At 72.2% G+C, this 23,644-nt stretch carries 21 protein-coding genes; 10 read left to right on the top strand and 11 right to left on the bottom strand.

Going from position 1 to position 23,644, the window contains the following annotated elements:
* Window positions 1-102: 102 nt before the first annotated feature.
* Together ACZ31C_RS07835 and ACZ31C_RS07840 are read right to left on the bottom strand one after the other, a co-directional pair.
* Entirely contained in the window at window positions 103-1,008 is a 906-nt protein-coding gene (locus tag ACZ31C_RS07835; RefSeq protein ID WP_465794642.1) for an NUDIX hydrolase, read from the bottom strand.
* A gap of 61 nt (window positions 1,009-1,069) precedes the next feature.
* Entirely contained in the window at window positions 1,070-2,017 is a 948-nt protein-coding gene (locus tag ACZ31C_RS07840) for an NUDIX hydrolase (protein WP_350692758.1), read from the bottom strand.
* A 144-nt stretch (window positions 2,018-2,161) separates the two neighbouring features.
* Here ACZ31C_RS07840 and ACZ31C_RS07845 point away from each other — a divergent pair, with 144 nt between their 5' ends.
* Window positions 2,162-2,539, top strand: a complete 378-nt coding sequence (locus ACZ31C_RS07845; RefSeq protein ID WP_465794643.1) for a PspC domain-containing protein — start codon at window positions 2,162-2,164, stop codon at window positions 2,537-2,539.
* A 4-nt stretch (window positions 2,540-2,543) separates the two neighbouring features.
* Here the strand turns inward: ACZ31C_RS07845 and guaA are convergent, their stop codons facing one another.
* Window positions 2,544-4,100: a glutamine-hydrolyzing GMP synthase gene (guaA, locus tag ACZ31C_RS07850; protein WP_396741580.1), complete on the bottom strand. Its 1,557-nt coding sequence runs from the start codon at window positions 4,098-4,100 to the stop codon at window positions 2,544-2,546.
* Between the two features lie 99 nt (window positions 4,101-4,199).
* Entirely contained in the window at window positions 4,200-5,894 is a 1,695-nt protein-coding gene (locus ACZ31C_RS07855; protein ID WP_465794644.1) for an FAD-dependent oxidoreductase, read from the bottom strand.
* Between the two features lie 184 nt (window positions 5,895-6,078).
* Here ACZ31C_RS07855 and ACZ31C_RS07860 point away from each other — a divergent pair, with 184 nt between their 5' ends.
* On the top strand, window positions 6,079-7,188 hold the full coding sequence (locus ACZ31C_RS07860; protein WP_465794645.1) for an LCP family protein: 1,110 nt from the start codon (window positions 6,079-6,081) through the stop codon (window positions 7,186-7,188).
* Window positions 7,189-7,216: 28 nt separating this feature from the next.
* Here the strand turns inward: ACZ31C_RS07860 and ACZ31C_RS07865 are convergent, their stop codons facing one another.
* From ACZ31C_RS07865 to guaB, 3 genes are all read right to left on the bottom strand, one after another.
* Window positions 7,217-8,635, bottom strand: coding sequence for a M1 family metallopeptidase (locus tag ACZ31C_RS07865; RefSeq protein WP_465794646.1), 1,419 nt, complete (start codon window positions 8,633-8,635; stop codon window positions 7,217-7,219).
* A gap of 140 nt (window positions 8,636-8,775) precedes the next feature.
* A complete protein-coding gene (locus ACZ31C_RS07870; RefSeq protein WP_131053297.1) occupies window positions 8,776-9,894 on the bottom strand; it encodes a GuaB3 family IMP dehydrogenase-related protein in 1,119 nt (372 codons plus the stop codon).
* 38 nt (window positions 9,895-9,932) lie between these two features.
* On the bottom strand, window positions 9,933-11,495 hold the full coding sequence (guaB, locus tag ACZ31C_RS07875) for an IMP dehydrogenase (RefSeq protein ID WP_350692768.1): 1,563 nt from the start codon (window positions 11,493-11,495) through the stop codon (window positions 9,933-9,935).
* 221 nt (window positions 11,496-11,716) lie between these two features.
* On the opposite strand from guaB, the gene ACZ31C_RS07880 reads away from it, so the two are divergent.
* Window positions 11,717-12,127: a DUF5319 domain-containing protein gene (locus ACZ31C_RS07880; protein WP_465794647.1), complete on the top strand. Its 411-nt coding sequence runs from the start codon at window positions 11,717-11,719 to the stop codon at window positions 12,125-12,127.
* Window positions 12,128-12,234: 107 nt separating this feature from the next.
* Here ACZ31C_RS07880 and ACZ31C_RS07885 read toward each other — a convergent pair whose 3' ends face one another.
* Complete coding sequence (locus tag ACZ31C_RS07885; protein ID WP_449942904.1) at window positions 12,235-13,035, bottom strand: helix-turn-helix transcriptional regulator; 801 nt, start codon at window positions 13,033-13,035, stop codon at window positions 12,235-12,237.
* A gap of 254 nt (window positions 13,036-13,289) precedes the next feature.
* Between ACZ31C_RS07885 and ACZ31C_RS07890 the strand changes: the two genes are divergently transcribed.
* Entirely contained in the window at window positions 13,290-13,673 is a 384-nt protein-coding gene (locus tag ACZ31C_RS07890) for a WhiB family transcriptional regulator (protein WP_396741593.1), read from the top strand.
* Window positions 13,674-13,730: 57 nt separating this feature from the next.
* On the opposite strand, the gene ACZ31C_RS07895 is transcribed toward ACZ31C_RS07890, so the two are convergent.
* From ACZ31C_RS07895 to groES, 3 genes are all read right to left on the bottom strand, one after another.
* Window positions 13,731-15,410, bottom strand: a complete 1,680-nt coding sequence (locus tag ACZ31C_RS07895) for a molybdopterin-dependent oxidoreductase (protein ID WP_465794648.1) — start codon at window positions 15,408-15,410, stop codon at window positions 13,731-13,733.
* A 122-nt stretch (window positions 15,411-15,532) separates the two neighbouring features.
* Complete coding sequence (groL, locus tag ACZ31C_RS07900; RefSeq protein ID WP_350692777.1) at window positions 15,533-17,176, bottom strand: chaperonin GroEL; 1,644 nt, start codon at window positions 17,174-17,176, stop codon at window positions 15,533-15,535.
* Between the two features lie 70 nt (window positions 17,177-17,246).
* The gene (gene groES, locus ACZ31C_RS07905) at window positions 17,247-17,561 is read right to left on the bottom strand and encodes a co-chaperone GroES (protein WP_089155197.1); all 315 of its coding nucleotides are present in this window, start codon (window positions 17,559-17,561) and stop codon (window positions 17,247-17,249) included.
* A 366-nt stretch (window positions 17,562-17,927) separates the two neighbouring features.
* Here groES and ACZ31C_RS07910 point away from each other — a divergent pair, with 366 nt between their 5' ends.
* The 6 genes from ACZ31C_RS07910 to ACZ31C_RS07935 all read left to right on the top strand — a co-directional run bounded on the left by ACZ31C_RS07910 (window position 17,928) and on the right by ACZ31C_RS07935 (window position 23,584).
* The gene (locus tag ACZ31C_RS07910) at window positions 17,928-18,719 is read left to right on the top strand and encodes a helix-turn-helix domain-containing protein (protein WP_465794649.1); all 792 of its coding nucleotides are present in this window, start codon (window positions 17,928-17,930) and stop codon (window positions 18,717-18,719) included.
* Window positions 18,710-18,901 carry a DUF397 domain-containing protein gene (locus ACZ31C_RS07915; protein ID WP_465794650.1) on the top strand — a complete coding sequence of 64 codons (192 nt, stop codon included), beginning with the start codon at window positions 18,710-18,712 and terminating at the stop codon, window positions 18,899-18,901. Before ACZ31C_RS07910 ends, ACZ31C_RS07915 begins: the two co-directional genes overlap by 10 nt.
* A 715-nt stretch (window positions 18,902-19,616) precedes the next feature.
* Window positions 19,617-20,861: a THUMP-like domain-containing protein gene (locus ACZ31C_RS07920; RefSeq protein ID WP_465794651.1), complete on the top strand. Its 1,245-nt coding sequence runs from the start codon at window positions 19,617-19,619 to the stop codon at window positions 20,859-20,861.
* Window positions 20,862-20,891: 30 nt separating this feature from the next.
* Window positions 20,892-21,371: a Cys-tRNA(Pro) deacylase gene (gene ybaK / locus ACZ31C_RS07925; RefSeq protein WP_465794652.1), complete on the top strand. Its 480-nt coding sequence runs from the start codon at window positions 20,892-20,894 to the stop codon at window positions 21,369-21,371.
* A gap of 197 nt (window positions 21,372-21,568) precedes the next feature.
* Window positions 21,569-22,663 (top strand): sugar ABC transporter substrate-binding protein, encoded by a 1,095-nt coding sequence (locus ACZ31C_RS07930; RefSeq protein WP_465794653.1) that lies wholly within the window; start codon window positions 21,569-21,571, stop codon window positions 22,661-22,663.
* A gap of 102 nt (window positions 22,664-22,765) precedes the next feature.
* Window positions 22,766-23,584 carry an ATP-binding cassette domain-containing protein gene (locus ACZ31C_RS07935; protein ID WP_396741609.1) on the top strand — a complete coding sequence of 273 codons (819 nt, stop codon included), beginning with the start codon at window positions 22,766-22,768 and terminating at the stop codon, window positions 23,582-23,584.
* The last annotated feature ends 60 nt before the right edge of the window (window positions 23,585-23,644 follow it).

The raw sequence follows: 23,644 nt of genomic DNA on the forward strand, positions 1-23,644 counted from the left end.
GGACTTCCTGCCCGTTTTCTGTTGTCAGCCCTGCCTCGACTGTACCGGAGCCGGTCATCACCGGCCTGGTGAGCAGCGGTCCGGGCAGCGACGCGACGCGCGTCACACGAGCGCGTCGAGCGCCCGGGAGGCGATCTCCGTCAACGGGAGTTCTCGCAGCTCAGGAACGGTGAACCAGGCAGAGTCGGCGGTCGAGCCGCCGGCCAGTTCGGTCACCGCCGCAACGGTCGGAAGGTCGACCAGAACCCGATAGACGACGCGGATCCCGTGCCAGTCGAGCGGATAGCCCTCCGGACCCCGCGCGGCCGGATTGTGCAGATTGTCCACTGCGATCAACTCGGTCACCCGGCCCAGTTGTCCGGACTCCTCGACCAGTTCCCGTAGCAACGCGGTGACCGGCTGTTCGCCATGATCCGTACCGCCGCCGGGCAGGTGCCAGCGGCCGGCACCCGGATAGCCGTCCGCGATCAACGACAGCAACACCCGACCCGCCGGGTCGGTGACCACGCCGTACGCCCCGAAACGCTGCCGACGGTGCGGCTCGGGAGGCGGGAAGGGCGCGGTCCGGCGCAGCGCCTGCGGTGGCAACGGGACCACCGGCAGACCGAGCGCCTCGGCGGTGAACGGCAGCAGCGGCAGCACGGACGCCTCGGCCGGGGTGAACCAGCGGGCGAGGTCGGTGCTGCCGACCCGCTCGGCGCGCAACCGCCCGCCCAGCGGGGTCACGTCGAACAGCACCCGGTCGGTGTGCAGGGCCACCCCGAGGTCCGGGTACGGCGTCACGTCCGCGACCACCGCCCGCAGCCCCGTCACCTCGACGGTCAGGCCGGTCTCCTCGGCGACCTCGCGGACCACCGCGTCGGCGGGATGCTCGGCGTGCTCCAGGCCACCGCCGGGCAGCGACCACACCGCAGGGAAGTCCGCCTCCGCCGAGCCCCGCACCAGCAGCACCCGCCGCTCGGCGTCCCGCAGCACCCCGTACGCCCCGACCCGCCGCACCTGTTCCACGCCCCCGACCCTACGGCCTGTTCCGCCAGCGCCAGGATCGTCAGGCGTCAGGCGTCAGGCGTCAGGTCAGCCGAGCCGCCTGCACGGCCTCGGCCGTGACCTCGGTGAGGCGGTCGGAGGGCAGGGCACCCAGCTCCTCCCGCGCGAACCAGCGGGCCTCACAGGTGGAACCACCGACGTCGGCGACGGTGGGCGGGGCGGGCTTGTCCACCACGACCCGGTAGAAGGCACGGACGCCGTGCCAGTCGATCGGGTAGCCCTCCGGGCCGAGCGAGGCGGCGTCCCGGTGGCTGGCGACCCCGAGCAACTCGACCAGCCGCCCGTCCTGACCGGTCTCCTCGACCAGTTCCCGGATCAGCGCGGCACCCGGCTGCTCGCCGTAGTCGGTGCCGCCGCCGGGCAGGTGCCAGCAGCCCGCACCCGGATACCCGTCGGAGACCCGGGTCAGCAGCACCCGCCCGTCCGGGTCGGTGACCACGGCGTACGCGGCGAAGCGCTGCGCCCGGTGCAGCCCGTCCGGGCCGGGCACCGCATAGAAGGAGGGGAACTCCGGCGCCTCGTCGGGGACGATGTCGGCCGAGGAGGCGGGCAGCCCCAGCGCGCGGGCCGTGAAGGAGCGCAGCGGCAGGTGCTGCGCCTCCTCCCGGGTGACCCAGCGGGCCAGGTCGGTCGGCCGGTCGACCCGGTCGGTCAACGAGCCGCCCCGGACCGAGACCCGATAGAGCAGCCGGTCGGTGTGGATGGTGATGCCCCGCTCGGGCAGGGCACGCATGTCGGCCAGGACGTCCTGGAGGCCGGCCACGGCCACCGACAGTCCGGTCTCGGCGGCCGTCTCGCGGACGACGGTGTGGTGGGGGTCCTCGCCGTGGTCGACAGCCCCACCGGGCAGGGACCACGTGCCGGGTGTGCCGGAGCGCTCCGATGCGCGGACCAGCAACACTCGGTCAACCGAATCAGCACAGACTGCATATGCCGCGATCCTGCGCAGCGGCTCCAGCATGGTGGTCACGGGGCCAAATTCTCCCCGTGTCCGGTTACCGCTGCGGAAAAGAGTCGGATTGCTGACTGATCACTCGCCCCTGAGGGACAGGTCAGGGTAAGGCTCCGGGCCATCACCGAGGTCGATGAGCGCCGCGACGCGGACCGTGGAGTCATGACTTCCACATCGCAGGCCCCGTACAAGCAGTTGCGCCGCCCGACCACCGACCGGATGATCGCCGGTGTGGCCAGCGGCCTCGGCCGGTACTTCGCCGTCGACCCCACCCTGGTCCGCGTCGCCTTCGCCGTCGGCACGCTGCTGACCGGCGGGATCGCCGCGCTCGCGTACCCCGTCATGTGGTTCCTGATGCCCGAGGAGCCGGCCGACGCCCCGGCCTGGCCGCACCCGGCGGGCGCGCCGCCCTACGCCGCGCCGCCGCCCGGACCGGCCGGTGGTCCGTCGCACCCCGCCTGGCCCTTCCCGGGCCCCGAGGCCGGGCCGCAGCCGGCCCCCGGGACCTCGCCTCAGCCGCCGGAGAGACCGGCCGCCTGAGGGGTCACTCCCACTCGATGGTGCCCGGCGGCTTGCTGGTGACGTCCAGGACCACCCGGTTCACCTCGGCGACCTCGTTGGTGATCCGGGTGGAGATCCGGGCGATCACGTCGTAGGGCAGGCGGGACCAGTCGGCGGTCATCGCATCCTCGCTGGAGACCGGGCGCAGCACCACGGGGTGACCGTAGCTGCGCCCGTCACCCTGTACGCCGACGCTGCGCACGTCGGCCAGCAGCACCACCGGGAACTGCCAGACGTCGCGGTCCAGCCCGGCGGCGCTGAGCTCCTCGCGGGCGATGAAGTCGGCCCGGCGCAGCAGGTCCAGCCGCTCCCGGTCAACCGCGCCGATGATCCGGATGGCCAGGCCGGGACCGGGGAACGGGTGCCGCCAGACCATCGCCTCGGGCAGGCCGAGCTGGAGGCCGAGCGTGCGGACCTCGTCCTTGAACAGCGTGCGCAGCGGCTCGACCAGGGCGAACTTGAGGTCCTCGGGCAGCCCGCCGACGTTGTGGTGGCTCTTGATGTTGGCGGTGCCGGTGCCGCCGCCGGACTCGACCACGTCCGGATAGAGGGTGCCCTGCACCAGGAACTCGACGTCACCGTGCGCGGCGACCTCCCGAGCCGCGGCTTCGAAGACCCGGATGAACTCCCGACCGATGATCTTGCGCTTCTGCTCCGGGTCGGTCACCCCGGCCAGCGCGCCGAGGAACCGGTCCGCCGCGTCGACCACCTTGAGCTTGATGCCGGTGGCGGCGACGTAGTCCTTCTCGACCTGCTCGGCCTCGCCCGCGCGCAGCAGGCCGTGGTCGACGAAGACGCAGGTGAGCTGGTCACCGACGGCCCGGTGCACCAGCGCGGCGGCGACCGCGGAGTCCACCCCGCCGCTCAGACCGCAGATGACCTCCTTGTCACCCACCTGCGCGCGGATCCGGGCCACCTGCTCGTCGATGATGTTCTCGGGAGTCCAGGTCGGCTCGATTTCGGCGATCTCGTAGAGGAAGCGGGTCAGCATCTCCTGCCCGTGCGCGGTGTGCCCCACCTCGGGGTGGAACTGCACACCGGCCCGTCGCCCGGCGAGGTCCTCGAAGGCGGCGACCGGCGCACCGGCCGACTCGGCGGTCACCGTGAAGCCCTCGGGCGCCTCGGTGACGCAGTCGCCGTGGCTCATCCAGACCGGTAGGTCGGCCGGGAGGTCGCGGAGCAGCACGCCCGGGTCGAGCAGACGGGGCCGCAGCGGGGTGCCGCCGTACTCGCGGTTGCCGGTGCGGGCCACCGTGCCGCCGAGCGAGCGGGCCATCGCCTGGAACCCGTAGCAGATGCCGAAGACCGGCACGCCGGTGTGGAACAACCCGTCGTCCACCTGCGGCGCGCCCGGCTCGTAGACGCTGGACGGGCCGCCGGAGAGGATGATCGCGGCCGGATTCTTGGCCAGCATCTCGGCCACGGGCATGGTGTGCGGGACGATCTCGGAGTAGACCCTCGCCTCGCGTACCCGGCGGGCGATCAGTTGGGCGTACTGGGCACCGAAGTCGACCACGAGGACAGGGCGCGGCAGGCTCATGTGCACGAAGCCTACCGACAGTCACCGGTCGGCCCGGCCGCGCCCTGCATGCTCCCACCGACCGTCGCGTCACCGGCGCCGAGGCGGCCAGAAGCCGCCCTAGTCGGGCAGCGCTGCGGGTGCGCCGGGCGGCACTGCCGGACGGTGCGGGCGGACCGCCGCGAGCCGCCGGTACGGCGCGCCGAGCGGTGGACGCGGGTCCACCTCGCCCCGGTTGGGCCAGAGCGACGTCGCGCGTTCGGCCTGGGCGGTGATGGTCAGCGACGGGTTCACCCCGAGGTTGGCCGAGACGGCGGCGCCGTCCAGCACGTGCAGCCCCGGGTGGCCGAAGACCCGGTGGTACGGGTCGACCACCCCGTCGGCGGGGGACGCGCCGATGACCGCACCGCCCAGGATGTGCGCGGTCATCGGGATGTCGAACGGCTCGGTCAGCGCGCCGCCCGGCGTACCGTCGATCTCCTCCGCCAGCAGTCGGGCGGCCCGGTGACCGGCGGGGATCCAGGTCGGATTCGGTGCGCCGTGACCGGGGCCGGAGACCAGCCGGCCACCGAACGGACCACGCCGCCACCGGGTGGTGAGCGAGTTGTCCACCGCCTGCATGACCAACGCGATCACGGTGCGTTGCGACCAGCCGCGTACGGAGAGCATCCGCGCGGCCCGGCCGGGATGCCGGACGAGCTGCCCCACCCAGCGACGGACCCGGTGCGGCCCGCCCTCGACCAGCAGCGTCTGGAGCAGCCCCATGGCGTTCGCGCCCCGCCCGTACCGGACCGGCTCGACGTGGGTCTGCGGGTCGGGGTGGAACGAACTGGTGATCGCCACTCCCTCGGTGAGGTCGATCCCGCGCGCCCGGGCCTGCCGGCGGGACATCGAGGCGCCGAGAATCGCCTCCGAGTTGGTGCGGGTCAGCTCACCGAGGCGGGGTGAGAGTCCGGGCAGCGCGCCGACCGCCCGCATCTCGTGCAGCAGCCGCTGGGTGCCCAGCGCACCGGCGGCGAAGACCACCTGGTCGGCCTCGATCACCTGTCGCCCCCGTCGCAGCCAGGAGCCGGTGCGTGCGGTGTGCACCCGGTAGCCGCCCTCGACCGGCCGGACCGCGGTCACCGTGGTCAGCGGGTGCACCTCGGCACCGAGCCGCTCGGCCAACCAGAGATAGTTCTTGACCAGCGTGTTCTTCGCGCCGTGACGGCAGCCGGTCATGCAGGCGCCGCAGTGCGTACAGCCGGTGCGGGTGGGACCGGCACCCCCGAAGTACGGGTCGGCGACCGACTCACCGGGCCGCCCGATGTGCACGCCGACCGGGGTGGCGTGCACGGTGTGCCCCACCCCCATCCGCCCGGCCACCCGCCGCATCACCCGGTCCGCCGGGGTCACCAGCGGGTACGCGGTGACCCCGAGCATCCGTTTGGCCTGGTCGTAGTGCGGGGCCAGCTCGGCGCGCCAGTCCGTGAGATTCCGCCACTGGGGATCGTCGTAGAACGCGTCCAGCGGCTCGTAGAGCGTGTTGGCGTAGACCAGCGACCCGCCGCCGACACCGGCTCCGGACAGCACCAGCACCCCGCCGCCGACTCGGCGGTCGGCGGCGCGCAGCAGGGTGAGACGTTGCAGGCCGAAGCAGCCCAGCCGGGGTGCCCAGAGGAACCGGCGCAGCCGCCACGAGGTCCGTGGGAACTCGTCGTCGGCGAACCGCCGGCCGGCCTCCAGCACGCCGACCGAGTAGGCCTTCTCGGCCAGCCGCAGCGCGGCGACGCTGCCACCGAAGCCGGACCCGATCACGACCACGTCGTACCGCATGCAGGCATCATTACTCGTGAGTAGATCTCGCGCCAGGCGCGGTTTTCGCGCCATCATGCAGCGCACCCGACCGCCGTGGGCCCGACGCGTGCCACGACGCCGTCCCGGACGCCTGCGGACCGGTCGGAGGCAGTCCCGGTGCGTCGCGCGGCGACGGCCCGGCATCGCAAGGAGGAGGCGGGGGATGGCGTTCGGAGGAGACCGGAGACGACTGACACTGGCGGTGGCCGGCCTGGTCACGGTGGCGGTGGTGGCCGTCGGCGCGGTGGCGGTGGCCCGGACGGTCGGCGACGACCGCGCGCCGACCGCCGCGCCCACCCACGTCGCCACCTCGCCGAGCGCGTCACCCAGCCCCGTCCCGAGTACACCCCCGCCCGGCGCCGACATCACCGGCCCGCTCAACCTGCTGCTGGTCGGCATCGACACCCGGGTCAGCGTGCCCGGCTGGCAGCCGAACGCCGACGCCGTCCTGGTGCTGCACGTGCCGGCGGGACTGTCCCGGGGGTACCTCTTCTCGCTCCCCCGCGACCTGCTGGTGGACATCCCGGCGTTCCCGGCCGCCGACTACCGCGGCGGGCGGACCAAACTCACCCACGCGATGAGCAACGGCAGCCGGGTCCCGGGGCGGCCGAACAAGCCCGACCCGGCCCAGGGGTACGAGTTGCTGCGCCGCACCGTCAGCGAGTACACCGGACTGCGCATCGACGCGGGCGCGGTGCTCACCTTCGGCGGCTTCGACAAGCTGGTGGACAGCCTCGGCGGGGTGGACATCCGGGTCGACCAGCGGGTCGTGTCCCGGCACCGCCAGCCGGACGGCAAGCACCGCCAACCCGGCCCGGGCGTCGGCGGCTACGTCGGGCCGAGGATGGTCTACGAGCCGGGCGACCGGCACCTCACTGGCTGGCAGGCGGTGGACTACGCACGCCAGCGCTACCTGCCCGGCGGCGACTACACCCGGCAGCGCCACCAGCAGCAACTCGTCCGGGCGCTGATCGGCAGGATCCTCGCCGACGACCTGGCCCGGCAACCACAGCGCGTCGAGCAGGTGGTCGCCGCACTCGGCGACGCCATGGTCTATGTCGGCGGGCGGCGGATCGTGGAGTTCGCGTACGCGCTCAGCACGCTGTCACCGGAGACGCTCACGCTGGTCGGCCTGCCCGGGGCGTCGGTCGGCCGGGGCGGCGCGTACCGGGGCGAGGAACTGACCACCGTCGGTCGCCGGTTCCTGACCGCGCTGCGCGCCGGACGGGCGGACGCGTACCTCGCCGAGCACCCGAAGCTCACCGTGCCGTGAGCGGCCACCGGGGCCCCATGCTCGGCGGTCAGGGCAGGCCGGGCGGGGTGGTGCCGGTGAGCCAGGTGTCGAAGAAGGCGCCCAGCGACCGCCCGGAGACCCGCTCGGCCAGAGCGACGAAGTCGCTGGTGGTGGCGGTGCTGTCCCGGCGTTCCGTGGTCCAGGAGCGCAGGATCTCGAAGAAGGCGTCGTCGCCCACGGTACGCCGCAACGCGTGCACCACCAGCGCCCCGCGCTTGTAGACGGCGGTGCTGAACATCTGACCCGGACCGGGGTCGAGAGTGGGCCGCGACCAGTCGGTGTCGGCGTACTGGATTTCGAAGCTGCGCTGGGCGGTACGCCCACCGTCGTGCTCCGCCCACAGCCACTCGGCGTAGCTGGCGAAGCCCTCGTTGAGCCAGATGTCGCCCCAGCGGGCCAGCGCCACGCTGTTGCCGAACCACTGGTGCGCCAACTCGTGCGCGACCACCGCGTAGTTCGGTTCACCCTCGCGGAAGAAGCCCGGCCCGTAGACCGGCCGGGACTGCGTCTCCAGCGCGTACCCGATGCGGCTGTCGTCGACCACCACCCCGCCGTACGCCTCGAACGGGTACGGCCCGAAGCGGCCGGCCAGGAAGTCGGCGATCTCGCCGGTGCGCGCCAGTGACCGGGCCTGCGGACCGGAGGCGGGCATCCCGGTCGGTACGGCGGTGACCAGCGGCTTGCCACCGTGGGTGCCGGTCTCGACCCGGTAGTCACCGATCACCAGCGTGGTCAGGTAACTCGCCATCGGCGACCGCTCGGCCCACCGCCAGGTGGTCCAGCCGTCGGTGCTGGTCCGTTCCCCCGGCACGCCGTTGCTCAACGCGGCGAGGCCGTCCGGGACGGTCACCTCGATGTCGTACGTGGCCTTGTCGGAGGGGTGGTCGTTGACCGGGAACCAGGTCGACGCCGACCGGGGCTGGCCGAGCGCGATCGCGCCGTCGTCGGTGTGCTGGAAGCCGCCGCTGCCCAACACGTTGTCGGCGATCGGCTGCGGCACCCCGGCGTACGTCACGTCGACCGTGAACCGGCTGCCCTCGGGAAGTCCCCGGCGCGGGGTGACGGTCAGCTCACCGTCGGCGTGCCGGTGCTGCGCCGGTGCGCCGTCCACGGTGACCGTGTCGACCGACAGGCCGGTCAGGTCCAGGTTGAAGCGGGACAGCCCGTGCGTGGCGGTGGCCCGGACCTCGGCCCGGCCGGTGAGCCGGTCGTCGGCCGGGTCGTAGCGCACCACCAACCGGTAGTGGTCCACGTCGTAACCGCCGTTGCCGCTGCCCGGCACGTACGGGTCGGCCAGGTCGACGCTGCCCGCCCGGAACCCGTCCCGGTCCGCGAGTTCGCGGTCACCGGTGCAGCTCACCAGCCCCACAGCGGCCACCACGGCCACCACGCCAGCCCGCCACCGCCGCACCGAACCCCTGCTCATCCGCCAGAGCCTACCGCCGCCCAGGTGATCGATCATGGAGTTGGGGCGGTGGCGGACCGTGCGAAATCAGCACAGCTCGCGTGCCACAACTCCATGATCGACGCAGCAACGGGACGGCGGGCGCGCGGCGGGAGGGAGCGTCAGCGGTCGAGGACCAGGCCGACGCGCTGGAACTCCTTGAGGTCGCGGTAACCGCACTTGGCCATGGCGCGGCGCAGGCCGCCGAAGAGGTTGAGCTGGCCGTCGGGCTCATCGGCGGGGCCGAACAGCAGCCGCTCCATCGAGCCCAGCGGCTCACCGGCCACCTCGAACGCGCCCCGGGGCAGCGACGGGTGGCTGGCCGCCGAGTGCCACCAGGCCCCACCGGCCGGCGCCTCGGCGCAGAGCGACAGCGGCTCGCCGAGCATCACCGCGTCGGCACCGCACCCGAGTGCCTTGGCGATGTCGCCGGAGGTACGGATGTCGCCGTCGGCGATCAGGTGCACGTACCGGCCACCGGTCTCGTCCAGGTAGTCCCGGCGGGCCGCGGCGGCGTCGGCGATCGCGGTGGCCATCGGCACCCGGATGCCGAGCACCGATTCGGTGGTGGACCACTCGTCCCCGCCGATGCCGACGATCACGCCCGCCGCACCGGTCCGCATCAGGTGCAGCGCGGTCTTGTAGTCGGTGCAACCGCCGACGATGACCGGCAGGTCGAGGTCGGCGATGAACTCCTTGAGGTTGAGCGGTTCGTCGGTGGTCGAGACGTGCTCGGCCGAGACGATCGTGCCCTGGATGACCAGGAGGTCGACGCCCGCGTCGAGGATGACCGGAGCCAACGCCAGGGTGTGCTGCGGGGACACCCGGACGGCCACCGTGCTGCCGCCCTCCCGCAGCTCGCGAACTCGCTCGGTGATCAGGTCGGGGCGGATCGGCTCGGCGTACACCTCCTGGAGGCGCTTGGTGGCGCGGGCGTCCTCGCCGAGGTCGGACAGCTCCTCCAGCACCTTGGCCGGGTTCTCGTACCGCGTCCACAGCCCCTCGACGTTGAGCACGCCGAGACCGCCCAGTTCGCCGAGCCGGACCGCCGAGGCCGGGCTCATCGTCGCGTCCGAGGGGTGCCCGACACAGGGGATGCCGAACTGGTACGCGTCGAGCTGCCAGCCGGTGGAGACGTCGTCGACGTCCCGGGTGCGGCGGCTCGGCACGATCGCGATGTCGTCCAGGTGGTAGCCGCGCTGCGCGGTCTTGCCCAGCCCGATCTCGACCACGTCACGCATGGGGACTCCAGATGTCTTCGGGGGTGGAGGGGGGGGTGTCAGCGGGTGTGGTAGTTGGGGGCCTCGACGGTCATCTGGATGTCGTGCGGGTGGCTCTCCTTGAGCCCGGCCGCCGTGATCCGGATGAGCTGACCGCGCTCGTGCAGCTCGACGATGCTCTCCGCGCCCGCGTACCCCATCGCCAGCCGCAGGCCGCCGACGAGCTGGTGGGCCACCCGGGCGAGCGGCCCACGGTAGGGAACCTGGCCCTCGACGCCCTCCGGGACCAGCTTCTCGTCGCTGGTCACGTCCTGCTGGAAGTAACGGTCCTTGGAGTACGACTTGGCCTGGCCCCGGGATTGCATGGCGCCGAGCGAACCCATGCCGCGGTACGCCTTGAACTGCTTGCCGTTGACGAAGATCAGCTCACCCGGGCTCTCCTCGCAGCCGGCCAGCAGGCTGCCGAGCATCACCGTGTCGGCACCGGAGACCAGCGCCTTGGCGATGTCGCCGGAGTATTGAATTCCGCCGTCGCCGATCACCGGCACACCGGCCGGGCGGGCGGCCCGGGCGGCCTCCATGATCGCCGTGATCTGCGGCACGCCGACGCCGGCCACGATCCGGGTGGTGCAGATGGCACCCGGGCCGACGCCCACCTTGACCCCGTCGGCACCGGCGTCGACCAGGGCCTTCGCACCGGCGTAGGTCGCCACGTTGCCGCCGACGATGTCGATCGCGACGTCCTTCTTGAGCCGGCTGACCATCTCCAGCACGGCGCGCTGGTGCCCGTGCGCGGTGTCCACGATGATCACGTCGACCCCGGCGTCGACGAGCGCGCGGGCCCGCTTGTACGAGTCCTCGCCCACGCCGATCGCGGCGGCCACCCGCAGCCGGCCCGCGTCGTCCTTGGTGGCGCTCGGGTACTGCTCGCTCTTGGTGAAGTCCTTGACGGTGATCAGCCCGCGCAGCTTGCCGGAGCCGTCGACGATCGGCAGCTTCTCCACCTTGTGCTGGCGCAGCAGGTCGAGCGCGTCCTCCTTGCTCACCCCGACCGAGGCGGTGACCAGCGGCGCGCGGGTCATGATGTCGCGCACCGGGGTGGCCGGGTCGGAGACGAAGCGCATGTCGCGGTTGGTGACGATGCCCACGAGCTGGCCCTGTCCGTCCACCACCGGCACACCGGAGATGCGGTAGCGCCCGCAGAGCTGGTCCACCTCGCGCAGCGTGTCGTCCGGGCTGGCGGTCACCGGGTTGGTGATCATGCCGGACTCGGAGCGCTTGACCAGGTCGACCTGGAGCGCCTGGTCCTCGACCGAGAGGTTGCGGTGCAGTACGCCGATGCCGCCCTGGCGGGCCATGGCGATCGCCATCCGCGCCTCGGTGACGGTGTCCATCGCGCTGGAGAGCAGCGGGATGGAGAGCGTCACGTTGCGGGTCAGCCGAGTGACCGTGTTCACCCGGCTCGGCACCACGTCCGACTCGCCGGGCTGGAGCAACACGTCGTCGAAGGTCAGCCCCAACGGCACCACCCGGGCGGAGCCGGCCGGCAGCTCGGGCAGATGGCCGCCCAGCTCGCCACCCTCGGCGCCAGCGAATAGGTCGGAACGAGGCGAATTCTCCACGATTGCTCTCCTGAGCTGGTCGAACGGGGCTTCAGCGAGGTGGCACGGGTGGGCACCGGCGAGCGCCGGGCGAGGGTGCGTCAGCCCCATCGTACCCAGTGGCCGGGGCCACACCCGCGTCCGGCGGTCCGCGCGGCGGGGTGGCGACGACCTCAGCGGGGTACGTCGGCTTGCGCGAAGGGGGACAGGCGTCCGACGTGCCTTGGGTCTACGGTGAGGGGGTGCACGACGAGCCCATCGACCCGTTCACCGGCGATCCGACCGACCCGTCGGCCGATCTGGACGGCCCCGGTCGCGACGCCCCGCTCGACCCGCTGACCGACGTCGAACGTCAGGACGTGCTGGAAGACCTCGCCGATCTGGAGATCTACCAGGCGCTGCTGGCGCCGATCGGCGTACGCGGGCTCGTCATCGAGTGTGAGGACTGCCGGGAGCCGCACTACTTCGACTGGGACCTGCTCCGGGGCAACCTGCGTCACCTGCTCAGCTCGGGCCGTCCCCGGGTGCACGAGCCGGCCTACGACCCCGACCCGGACCACTACGTCACCTGGGACTACGCCCGGGGGTACGCCGACGGCGTGCACGACACCCTCAGCGAGGGCACCGAGGACGAGCCCACCGGCCGGGACTGAGCCGCGCCGCCTGCCGCCGGGCCGTAGCCGCCGTCCGATGGCCGGTAAGGAGGGGGCCCTTCCTATACACCAGGCGTTAGCAGGGGGCCCCTGCTAACCAGTCGGTGTCAGGCGACCAGGCCGGCCCGGAAGCCGGCGGCCACCGCGTGTGCCCGGTCCCGGGCGCCCAGCTTGCGGAACAGCCGCCGGGCGTGGGTCTTCACGGTGTCCTCGGAGACGAACAGCTCGCGGCCGATCTCGGCGTTGCTCTTGCCCTCGGCCATGCCGAGCAGCACCTGGAGTTCCCGTTCGGTGAGGCCGACGGTGGACCGGTCGGCCCGCGCCGGGGCGGCCTTGCCGGTCTCGGGAGCGGCGTCCGGCTCGGCCGGGTCGTCACCCCGCTGCACCGGCACCATCGCCGGGCCACCGGCGGCGTCACCGCCCGGCCAGGCCGACGCGGCCTCGCCGGTGGTGGGCCGGGTGCCGGGGGCCGGGCGGCCGGGGCCGCCGACAGCGGCGGTGTCCCGTGCCGGGTCGGCGATCCGGGGCCGGTTGGCCCGACCGGAGGCGGCCAGCAGCAGCAGCGCCTTGGCGACCGCGCTGGTGAGATCGTGGTCCACGCCCTGGATCAGTCCGCGCGCACCGGCGCTGATGGTTGCCGCCGCCGCCTCGGACTCCTCCGCGCCGAGCAGCAGCACGCTGGCCTGCGGCGCGCGGGCCAGGACCCGGCGGACGAAGCCGGCGCTGTCGGGCCGGGTGATGGCGGTGTCGGCGAGCACCACGTCGGCGGGGCGCTCGGCGAGCCGCAACATCACCTCCGGATCGGAGACCGCCGTCCGGACCGCACCCGACAGTCCCAACCGCGCTGCCGCGGAGGTCAGGTGCTGCGCCGCGAGCGGCGTCCGAACGCACACGAGAACCGTACGCACTGTGATCTCCTCTCCGCACACGAGCAGACCATGACCGGGTGGGGTCGGGAGGAGGTTCCCGGCAACTCTTCCAACTTTTCCGACAGATAGGGCATATGCCCCAATCTGCCAAAGGTTTTGGATCACACACGTGTGAGCCGAGAGGGGGCTGGGTACCGAGGGGCTCAGGCCGGGAACGGTGCGCCTGCGCGGCCCGCCGCCCGGACAGCCGGCCACGAAGTATCTCGCGGTGCCGCGCGAGAGGAGGGGTGCAGATGTCGAACGTACGTAGACTGCCCGGACCCATCATCGACCTGTGGGACTGGCAGCGGCTCGGCTCCTGCCGTGGCCGCGACAGCGCCCAGTTCTTCCACCCCGACGGCGAGCGCGGATCGTCCCGGCTCCGGCGGGAGTCCTCCGCCAAGAACGTCTGCCGCGCCTGCCCGGTGCGCGCCGAGTGCGCCGCCCACGCGCTGGCCGTGCGGGAGCCGTACGGCGTGTGGGGTGGGTTCAGCGAGTCGGAGCGGCTGCGCCTGCTCGCGGTCGGCTGGGAGGACCTCGCCGACCGTCGGCAGAGCCGGGTCGACGTCAACCGGTTGGAGGCCCGACTGGGCAGCTCCCACCGGGCGGCCCTCCCGCCCCAACGCAACGTCGCCTGACCGAACGCCCCCGACGCCGCGCTCCCGCCCCCCGGAAGCGCGGCGTCGGTCTGTGCGTCACTCGACCGTCAGGGTGACCGAGTGCCAGCCGGTCGCGCCGTCCGGTGCCACCGCCTGACGCTGCCCGGTCTGCGTCTCGCCGGCGCGGTCCGTCGCCCGGACCTGGAGCGTGTGCTCGCCGGGCGTCGCCTCCCACCGCCAGGACCACTGCACCCAGGTGTCCACCGAGGCGGTCGGCACCAACTCCGCCTCCTGCCAGGGTCCACCGTCGACGCGTACCTCGACCCGGCGTACGCCCCGGTGCTGCGCCCACGCCACCCCGGCCACGGTGACCGGGCCGGCGGCCGGACGGTGGCGCGGACGGGGCGTGTCGATCCGCGACTGCGTCTTCACCGGCCCTTCGGCGGACCAGCCCCGAGGCACCCAGTACGCGTCGAAGTCGGCGAAACTGGTCAACTCCAGCTCGGTGATCCACTTGCACGCCGACACGTAGCCGTACAGGCCGGGCACCACCATCCGGGCGGGGAATCCGTGCGCCACCGGCAGCGGTTCGCCGTTCATGCCGACGGCGAGCAACGCGTCCCGCCCGTCCCGCAGCACCGCCGTCGGGGTGCCGCAGGTCCAGCCGTCCACCGAGCGCCCGACCACCTGGTCCGCGCCGTCGAGCGGCTGCACCTCGTCGAGCAGTTCCCGGAGCGGCACGCCGAGCCACCGCGCGTTGCCGATCAGGTCGCCGCCGACCTCATTGGAGACGCAGGCCAGGGTGACGTACCGCTCCACCATCGGCCGGGCCAGCAGGTCCGCGAAGCTCAGCGTCACCGGGTTGCGCACCCGGCCGTGGATGCGCAGCCGCCACGTCTCCGGATCCACCTGCGGCACCACGAGTGCGGTGTCGATGCGATAGAAGCGCCGGTTCTCGGTGACGAAGGACGCCAGGCCCGGCACCTGAAGGTCGACACCGGCGGGCAGCGGCGGCGCGGCGGAGACCGGGGCGGGCAGCCTGATCGCCGCCCGTGCGTCGGCGACACCACGTCGACCGGCCCACCACCGCCCAGCCGCACCGCCGACGACGGCCACCCCGAGCACCGCGCCGACACCGGTGAGGAACCGTCGCCGCGACTCCGGGTCGGTACTCCGCCGCGCCCCTGCCCCGTCCGGCGCGGGTGGACGTTGGGGTCCGGTCCCGGCCGGCTCAGGTGCGCGCAGCGCTCCCGCTTGGCCCGGGCCGGGCGCGCGTGGCGGTTCGACTTCCCCCGGGCCGGGTGGACGCTGCTCGGTCGGCGGGGACCAGGGCCACGGGTCGAGTTCCAGCGGACCGGCGACGAACGCCCAGAGCGTCACGCCGCCGACCAGCGCGCCGACCAGCGACGGCAGCGCGTCCAGGCCGTCCGCGCCGGCCCGGGTCAGCGCCGCACCGGCACCCAGCGCGGCGAACGCCGCGATACCGGCCAGGCCGACCACCAGACGGCGGACGGCCAGCACACCCAGCAGGGCGGCGAAGGCGGCCAGCAGCAATGCCGTCCCGACCAGCAGGGCGATCTTGTCGTACGTGCCGAAGACCGCGATGCCGAACCGCTTCACCGGCTCGGGGGCGGCGTCCACGACCAGCCCACCGACGGCCACCAGCGGGGCGGAACGAGGGCCGGTCAGCACCGCCACCACTTCGGCGGCACCGATGGCCGCCGCTGCGGCGGCGACACCGGCCAGGGCGGCGTACCGGGGAGTCGTACTGCTCACCGGTCCAGTGTTTCCGACCGGACGCCCGACCGGTAGTCACCTCGACCCGGCGTGACCGGGCCGGAACACACGCGGGGCGCACCGTCGTCGACGATGCGCCCCGCGTCCACGTACTCCTCGGGTCAGAAACCCGGGCCGTGCTGGTGGCCGTGCCCGTGGCCGTGGCCGTGACCACCGGCGGCGGGCTCCGCCTCCTTCGGCTTGTCCACCACGAGGCTCTCGGTGGTGAGCAGCAGACCGGCGATCGACGCGGCGTTGGTGACCGCGTTGCGGGTCACCTTGACCGGGTCGATGATGCCCGCCTTGGCCAGGTCGACGTACTCGCCGACGGCGGCGTCGAGGCCGGTGCCCCACTCGGCGGCGACGACCTTCTGCACCACCACGTAACCGTCGTGGCCGGCGTTCTGGGCGATCCAGCGCAGCGGCTCGACCAGCGCCTTGCGCACGATCGAGACGCCGACCTTCTCGTCACCGGTGAAGCCCAGGTCGTCGTCGAGCACCGGGAGGATCTGGGCCAGGGCGGCACCGCCACCGGGGACCGTACCCTCCTCGACCGCGGCCTTGGTCGCGGCGATGGCGTCCTCGATGCGGTGCTTGCGCTCCTTCATCTCGACCTCGGTGGCCGCGCCGACCTTGACCACCGCGATGCCACCGGAGAGCTTGGCCAGCCGCTCGGCGAGCTTCTCCCGGTCCCACTCCGAGTCCGACGCCTCGATCTCCTTGCGGATCTGCGCGACCCGGTCGGTGACCTCGGTGCCCTGCCCGCCACCGTCGACGATCGTGGTGTTCTCCTTGTCGACCACGATGCGCCGGGCGGTGCCCAGCACCTCCAGGCCGACCTGGTCGAGCTTGTAGCCCAGCTCGGGCGCGACCAGCTCGGCGCCGGTCAGGATCGCCATGTCCTGGAGCATCGCCTTGCGGCGGTCACCGAAGCCGGGGGCCTTGACCGCGCAGACCTTGAGGGTCTTGCGGATCGCGTTGACCACCAGGGTGGACAGGGCCTGACCCTCGACGTCCTCGGCGACGATCAGCAGCGGCTTGTTGTTCTGGAGGACCTTCTCCAGCAGCGGCAGCAGCTCCTCGATCGCCGAGATCTTCTGCGTGGTGATCAGGATGTACGCGTCCTCCAGGACGGACTCCTGCGACTCCGCGTCGGTGACGAAGTTCGGCGAGATGAAGCCCTTGTCGAACTGGAGACCCTCGGTCACGTCCAGCTCGGTGTGCAGGGCGGAGCCCTCCTCGACGGTGATCACACCGTCGCGGCCGACCCGCTCCATCGCCTCGGCGATCAGCTCACCGATGGTGGAGTCCTGCGCGGAGACCGTCGCGACGTGCGCCACGGCCTTCTTGTCGGCGACCTCGACGGCCTTGCCGAGCAGCGCCTCGGAGACCTTCGCGGAGGCCGCGTCGATGCCCCGCTTGAGGCCGGCCGGGTTGGCACCCGCGGTGACGTTGCGCAGGCCCTCGCGGACCATGGCCTGGGCCAGCACGGTCGCGGTGGTGGTCCCGTCGCCGGCGACGTCGTTGGTCTTGGTCGCCACCTCCTTGACCAGCTGCGCGCCGAGGTTCTCGTACGGGTTGGTGAGCTCGATCTCCTTGGCGATGGTCACACCATCGTTGGTGATCGTCGGCGCACCGAATTTCTTGTCCAGGACGACGTTGCGCCCGCGCGGCCCGAGGGTGACCTTGACCGCGTCCGCGAGCGCGTTGACACCGTGCTCCAGCAGGTGCCGGGCGTCGTCCGAGAAGCTCAGGATCTTCGCCATGAATGTCCCTTCGACGCGAGGTTGCCCCGGCCCGGCGAGCCGGACCGGGGCAACGTCACTGATCGGTTGGTTACTTCTCGATGACCGCGAGGACGTCGCGGGCGGAGAGCACCAGGTACTCCTCGCCGGCGTACTTGACCTCGGTGCCGCCGTACTTCGAGTAGAGGACGGTGTCGCCGACGGAGACGTCGATCGGCACGCGGTTGCCCTTGTCGTCGATCCGGCCCGGGCCGACAGCGAGGACGGTGCCCTCCTGCGGCTTCTCCTTGGCGGTGTCGGGGATCACGATGCCCGAGGCGGTGGTGGTCTCGGCCTCGTTCGCCTGGACCACGATGCGGTCCTCGAGCGGCTTGATCGCAACCTTGGTCGCGGTAGTCACGGGCATACCCTCCTGGGGTACTTGGTTTCGTTACCGATCGGCATGCCGACCGGCGTCAATTGCCACATGCCACCGGGCGGGGCCGTCGTCGCGGGTGCCGGTCCGCCTGGCGTTCAACCCCCGGGCACCAGGGCCCGGACGTTGGCACCCTCAGGGTGAGAGTGCTAATCGCAGGTTATTCCTCGGCTAGCACTCCGTCAAGGAGAGTGCCAACTCCCCACCTCGTGTCGCCACTCCTCCCCACTCTTCTGCCGCTCTTGTGCCAGCGTTCGCCACGGTTGACCGCAACACGCCGACACTCGCTTCCCCACCGAACGACCGACCCTTACTCTCCGGCGCGACTACGTGACGGAGGGCGGACAGATGGCGGACATGCCAACCCTGGATTTCCTGCGCGACCAACTGCGCCGGGCCCGCAAGCTGCGCGGGCTCAGCCAGGAGGAACTGGGCAAGATGGTCAACTACGCTCCGTCGTCGATCAGCGCGATGGAGACCGGGCAGAACCAGCTCAGCGCCGACTACCTGGCCCGGTTCGACAAGGTGCTGGAGACCGGCGGACTCTTCGTCGGGATGCTGGAGCTGATCCGGCTGAACGCCGAGCCGGACTGGTTCCGGCCGTGGGGCGAGATCGAGCGGGAGGCCGTCGCGCTGCGCTGGTACGACCCGCCGGTGGTGCCGGGGCTGCTCCAGACCGAGGCGTACGCGCGGGAGATGTTGCGGGTCGGGCCGCCGCTGACCGACGAGCAGATCGCGAAGCGGGTGCTGGCCCGGATGGCGCGGCAGGAGATCCTCGCCCGCGAGGAGCCGCCACAGCTCGTCGCGGTGCTCGACGAGCAGGCGCTGCGCCGACAGGTGGGCGAGCCCACGACCATGCGCGAGCAACTGGAGCACCTGCGCGCCCTCGCCGACCATTCGCACGTCCAGGTACGGATCGTGCCGACCGAGACCCCGTGGTACGGCGGGCTTGCCGGGCCGTTCGTGCTGGCCCGGCTCGTCGACGGCACCGAGGTGGCCCACCTGGACAACCAACTCCGGGGGCACACCGTGGACAGCCCAAACGAGCTTGCCAGCCTCGGACGGCGTTGGGAGACTGTGGCCGGTGAGGCGCTGCCGCGCCGGCAGTCCGCCCGCCTGATCGAGGAAGTGGCGAACTCATGGACCTGACCCGTGCCGCCTGGCGCAAGTCCTCCCGCAGCAATCAAAATGGCGGTGCCTGCGTCGAGGTGGCCGACAACCTGACCGGCGTGGTCGCCGTACGCGACAGCAAGGACCCGACCGGCCCGGCGCTCACCTTCACCCCGGCCGCCTGGCACGCCTTCGTCACCACCCACCACTCCACCCGCTGACCACCCCCACACCCACACCCGGGCGCTGACGCTGGCGTCGGCGTCGGCGTCGGCGTCGGCGTCGACCACAGCAAACGCCGCCGTAGTCGCCCCTCCACCACCCACAACGCGCCCCGCCCCCTCGTCACCTCGTGGCGCCACCGCCTTGCGGCCCCGCCACCTTGTCACATCGTGGCCCTGCGGCCTCGCGGCCTTGTGGCCTCGCCGCCATGTCGCCTCCGGTGCTGGCCCAGGTGGTTGGTCCGGCAGTCGCCCCGTGGCCCTGCCGTCGCCCGTCGCCTCGTGGCCCCGCCGTCGCCCCGCCGTCCCATCGCCCTGCCGCCGCCCCGCCGCCTCGCAGCTCCGCCGTCCCGCCGCCTCGTGGCTTGCCGCCCCGTCGCCGCCCCGCCGCCGCCCGCCCGCCTCGTCGATCATGGAGTTGTGGTCGACGAAACGCCCTGATCCAGGGCATTTGCACGAGCCACGACTCCATGATCGACGGGCGATGGGCGGGCTGCTGCATGATCGGCGGGCGGACGAGATGCCGCGAACGGTGTCGAGGTCACCTGCCTCCGCGAGGAACCCGTCGACCGCCCGCAGCCGCTCGATCCAGGATCGAGTGGTATCCAGGCGACCGCGAGACCACTCGATCCTGGATCGAGCACGATCATGAACAGGAGAGCGCCGGGCGGGGGCGGCCGGGGCGGGGACGGGTGGCGGCCCGGACAATGGGCGGGTGGATCTGGAGCAGTTTGCCGCGTTGCGTACCGACGAGGGGTCGGCTGCGCTCGACGCGGCGGGGCGGGTGGCCGGCGGCGACCCACTGCACGCGGCGGCCACGCTCCGCGCCGCCGGGGTGCCGGCCGGACTGGCGGCGGCGGCACTGACCCAGGCGGAGTTGCGCCGCCGCGCCACCGGCAAGTTCGGGCCGGAGGCGAGCGGCATGTTCTTCACCCGGCCCGGTCTGGAGCAGGCCACCCGGTGGGTCGTCGCGGAACGCCGGGCGCGACGACTGCGGGCCGCCGGGGTGGGCACCCTGGCGGATCTGGGGTGCGGGTTGGGCGCCGACGCGCTGGCCGCCGCTCGCGCCGGCATCCGGGTGTACGCGGTGGAGGCCGACCCGCTCACCGCCGCGCTCGCCGAGGCGAACGCTCACACTGCCGGCCTGGCCGACCTCGTCACGGTCGAGTGCGGCGACGCCACCACGTTCGACGTGACCCGGGTCGACGCGGTCTTCTGCGATCCGGCGCGTCGTCGGGCCGGCACCGGTCGCCGGATCTTCGACCCGAACGCGTACTCGCCGCCCTGGGACTTCGTCGTCGGGCTCGCCGGACGGGTGCCGCGCACGGTGGTGAAGGTGGCGCCGGGTCTCGACCACGCCCTGATCCCGGCCGGTGCCGAGGCCGAGTGGGTCGGCGTCGACGGCGACCTGGTCGAGGCGGCCCTCTGGTGCGGCCCGCTCGCCGAGCACCCGCGCCGCGCGACCGTGTGCAAGGAGGGGTCCCCTGCTAACGCCTCGTGCATAGCAGGGGTCCCCTCCTTACATCCCGGCGACGGGCCGCGCGTGTATCAGCTCACCGGGTCGGGAACGGCGCGGGCGCCGGTCGGGCCGGTACGCAGGTTCGTCTACGACCCGGATTCGGCGGTGGTGCGGGCGCACCTGGTCGCCGAGCTGGCCGAAGACCTGGACGCCTCGCTGGCCGACCCGAGCATCGCCTACCTCTACGCCGACCGGGCCACCCCCACCCCGTACGCCCGGTGTCTGGAGGTGACCGACGTGCTGGCGTTCTCGCTCAAGCGGCTGCGGGCGCTGCTGCGGGAACGCCGGGTCGGTCGGGTGGAGATCCTCAAGCGGGGCTCCGCGCTGGAACCGGAACGGCTCCGGCGTGACCTGCGGCTGGCCGGTGACCAGCCGGCCAGCCTGGTGCTGACCCGGGTCGCCGACGCTCCGACGGTGCTGGTCTGCCAGCCGGTCCCCTGATCCGTGGAGGACAGGACTAGGTTGGCGGGCATGGCGGGACGGGGTACGCCGGCGATCGCGCTGCTGGCGAAGCGGCGGATCACGCACCGCACCCACCCGTACGACGTGCCGGCGGACGCTGCCAACTACGGCGCGGTGGTCGCCGCGGCGCTCGCGGTCGCGCCGGAGCGGGTCTTCAAGACCCTGGTCACCGAGGTCGACGGTGCGCTGACCGTGGCGGTGGTGCCGGTCACCGGCGAGCTGGACCTCAAGGCGCTGGCCGCCGCCGTGGGCGGCAAGCGGGCGGCGCTGGCCGACCGCGCGGTGGCCGAGCGTGCCACCGGGTACGTGCGGGGTGGCATCAGTCCGCTCGGCCAGCGCAAGCGGCTGCCGACGGTGCTCGACGAGTCCGCCCTGGCCCACCCCACCGTGTACGTGTCGGCCGGTCGCCGGGGTCTCCAGGTGGAATTGGCGCCCACGGATCTCGTGGCGCTCACCGAGGCCCGCACCGCCGCGCTGACCACCGGCTGACCGCACTCCACCTGCGCACTCACCCGCCGTCGTTCGGCTTCGTACCGGGCGGGTGTCGTCGGCGTTGCTGAATTGTTACCGCCGACAACAAACTCATCGCCATCGCACTCTTGTGCTGGCGGGTGGGGGGAAATACGTTGCCGGACACAACAAAACAAACACCGATACCTTCCCCCACCCTCGAAAGGACCCTGCAGATGCGCAAGGGCTTCCTCGCCGTCGGCGCTGTGGGTCTCCTGACCCTCGGCTCCCTGACGGCCTGCGGCGACGACTCCGGCGGCGACCAGGCCGGTTCCGACAAGACCCCGAAGATCGGGGTGATCCTGCCGGACAGCAAGTCCTCGGTCCGGTGGGAGAGCGCGGACCGCAAGTTCCTGGAGGAGGCGTTCAAAGCCGCCAACGTTCAGTACGACATCCAGAACGCCCAGGGTGACAAGAACGCCTTCCAGACCATCGCCGACCAGATGATCACCAGCGGCGTCACCGCGCTGATGATCGTCAACCTGGACTCCGGCACCGGCAAGGCCGTGCTCGACAAGGCCAAGTCGCAGGGCGTCGCCACGATCGACTACGACCGCCTCACCCTCGGCGGCTCGGCGGAGTACTACGTCAGCTTCGACAACGAGGCGGTCGGCAAGCTCCAGGGCGAGGGCCTCGTCAAGTGCCTCACCGACGCCAAGGTGGAGAAGCCGGCGATCGCGTACCTGAACGGCTCGCCGACCGACAACAACGCGACCCTGTTCAAGAACGGGTACGACTCGGTCCTCAAGCCGAAGTTCGACTCGGGCGAGTACACCCAGGCTGCCGACGACTCGGTGCCGGACTGGGACAACGCGCAGGCCGCCACCATCTTCGAGCAGCAGCTCACCAAGGCCGGCGGCAAGATCGACGGCGTGCTGAGCGCGAACGACGGCCTGGGCAACGCCGCCATCTCGGTGCTCAAGAAGAACAACCTCAACGGCAAGGTCCCGGTGACCGGCCAGGACGCCGACCCGCAGGGTCTGCAGAACATCCTCGCCGGTGACCAGTGCATGACCGTCTACAAGGCGGTCAAGCAGGAGGCGGACGCCGCCGCCGAGCTGGCCATCGGGCTGGCCAAGGGCGAGCGTAAGGAGACCGGCCAGACGGTCAAGGACCCGGAGAGCGGCCGCGACGTGGCCAGCGTCCTGCTCACCCCGAAGGCGATCTACAAGGAGAACGTCAAGGACGTCATCGCCGACGGCTACGTGACCAAGGAAGAGGTCTGCACCGCCGACTTCGCCAAGCTCTGCACCGAAGCGGGCATCAGCTGACCCACCCGCCAAGGCGGCGCCGCCCGGCACGGCAACCCCGTGCCGGGCGGCGCGACGCCGCTGGACGGGCCCCGATCTCCCTCCGTGCCTAAGGAGAACCCCGTGTCCGCGACCCCACTGCTGGAGCTACGCGGGATCGACAAGAGTTTCGGTCCCGTCCAGGTCCTGCGCGACGTCGCCTTCGCCGCCTACCCGGGCGAGGTGACCGCGCTCGTCGGCGACAACGGCGCCGGCAAGTCGACCCTGGTCAAGTGCATCAGCGGCATCTATCCCACCGACTCCGGCGAGTTCGTCTTCGACGGTCGCCCGGTGCACATCAACAGCCCCCGGGACGCCGCCTCGCTCGGCATCGAGGTCGTCTACCAGGACCTCGCGCTCTGCGACAACCTCGACATCGTGCAGAACATGTTCCTCGGGCGCGAGAAGCGCAGCGGCATCGTGCTGGACGAGCCGACCATGGAGCAGATGGCCGCAGAGACCCTGGCCGGGCTCTCCGTACGCACCGTCAAGTCGCTGCGCCAGCACGTCTCCAGCCTCTCGGGCGGCCAGCGCCAGACGGTGGCGATCGCCAAGGCGGTGCTCTGGAACAGCAAGCTGGTGATCCTGGACGAGCCGACCGCCGCGCTCGGCGTCGCGCAGACCGCCCAGGTGCTCGAACTGGTCCGCCGGCTGGCCGACAACGGTCTGGCCGTGGTGCTCATCTCGCACAACATGAACGACGTCTTCGCCGTCTCCGACCGGATCGCCGCGCTCTATCTCGGCCAGATGGTCGCCCAGGTGAGGACCACCGACATCACGCACTCGCAGGTGGTCGAGCTGATCACTGCAGGCCGTTCCGGCGGGCTCGGGCTCGCCACCGAACCGGCCGTCAACGGCAACGGTGGAGCACCCGCCAGCGGCAGCACAGGAGGGCTGGCATGAGCGAGCCTCGGCGAGCGAATCATCAACTCCGGGCCGATGCCGGCCCGCAGCGCAGCGGAG

It is taken from the genome of Micromonospora sp. NPDC023869 (assembly GCF_055559695.1).

What these genes read in the sequence shown, in the direction of transcription:
- ACZ31C_RS07845 (WP_465794643.1), top strand. Translation starts at nt 2,162, where the DNA reads ATGACTTCCACATCGCAGGCCCCGTACAAGCAGTTGCGCCGCCCGACC.
- ACZ31C_RS07915 (WP_465794650.1), top strand. Translation starts at nt 18,710, where the DNA reads ATGGACCTGACCCGTGCCGCCTGGCGCAAGTCCTCCCGCAGCAATCAA.
- ybaK (WP_465794652.1), top strand. Translation starts at nt 20,892, where the DNA reads ATGGCGGGACGGGGTACGCCGGCGATCGCGCTGCTGGCGAAGCGGCGG.
- ACZ31C_RS07930 (WP_465794653.1), top strand. Translation starts at nt 21,569, where the DNA reads ATGCGCAAGGGCTTCCTCGCCGTCGGCGCTGTGGGTCTCCTGACCCTC.
- ACZ31C_RS07870 (WP_131053297.1), bottom strand. Translation starts at nt 9,894, where the DNA reads ATGCGTGACGTGGTCGAGATCGGGCTGGGCAAGACCGCGCAGCGCGGC.
- groL (WP_350692777.1), bottom strand. Translation starts at nt 17,176, where the DNA reads ATGGCGAAGATCCTGAGCTTCTCGGACGACGCCCGGCACCTGCTGGAG.
- ACZ31C_RS07860 (WP_465794645.1), top strand. Translation starts at nt 6,079, where the DNA reads ATGGCGTTCGGAGGAGACCGGAGACGACTGACACTGGCGGTGGCCGGC.
- ACZ31C_RS07865 (WP_465794646.1), bottom strand. Translation starts at nt 8,635, where the DNA reads ATGAGCAGGGGTTCGGTGCGGCGGTGGCGGGCTGGCGTGGTGGCCGTG.
- ACZ31C_RS07855 (WP_465794644.1), bottom strand. Translation starts at nt 5,894, where the DNA reads ATGCGGTACGACGTGGTCGTGATCGGGTCCGGCTTCGGTGGCAGCGTC.
- groES (WP_089155197.1), bottom strand. Translation starts at nt 17,561, where the DNA reads ATGCCCGTGACTACCGCGACCAAGGTTGCGATCAAGCCGCTCGAGGAC.
- ACZ31C_RS07910 (WP_465794649.1), top strand. Translation starts at nt 17,928, where the DNA reads ATGCCAACCCTGGATTTCCTGCGCGACCAACTGCGCCGGGCCCGCAAG.
- ACZ31C_RS07890 (WP_396741593.1), top strand. Translation starts at nt 13,290, where the DNA reads ATGTCGAACGTACGTAGACTGCCCGGACCCATCATCGACCTGTGGGAC.
- guaA (WP_396741580.1), bottom strand. Translation starts at nt 4,100, where the DNA reads ATGAGCCTGCCGCGCCCTGTCCTCGTGGTCGACTTCGGTGCCCAGTAC.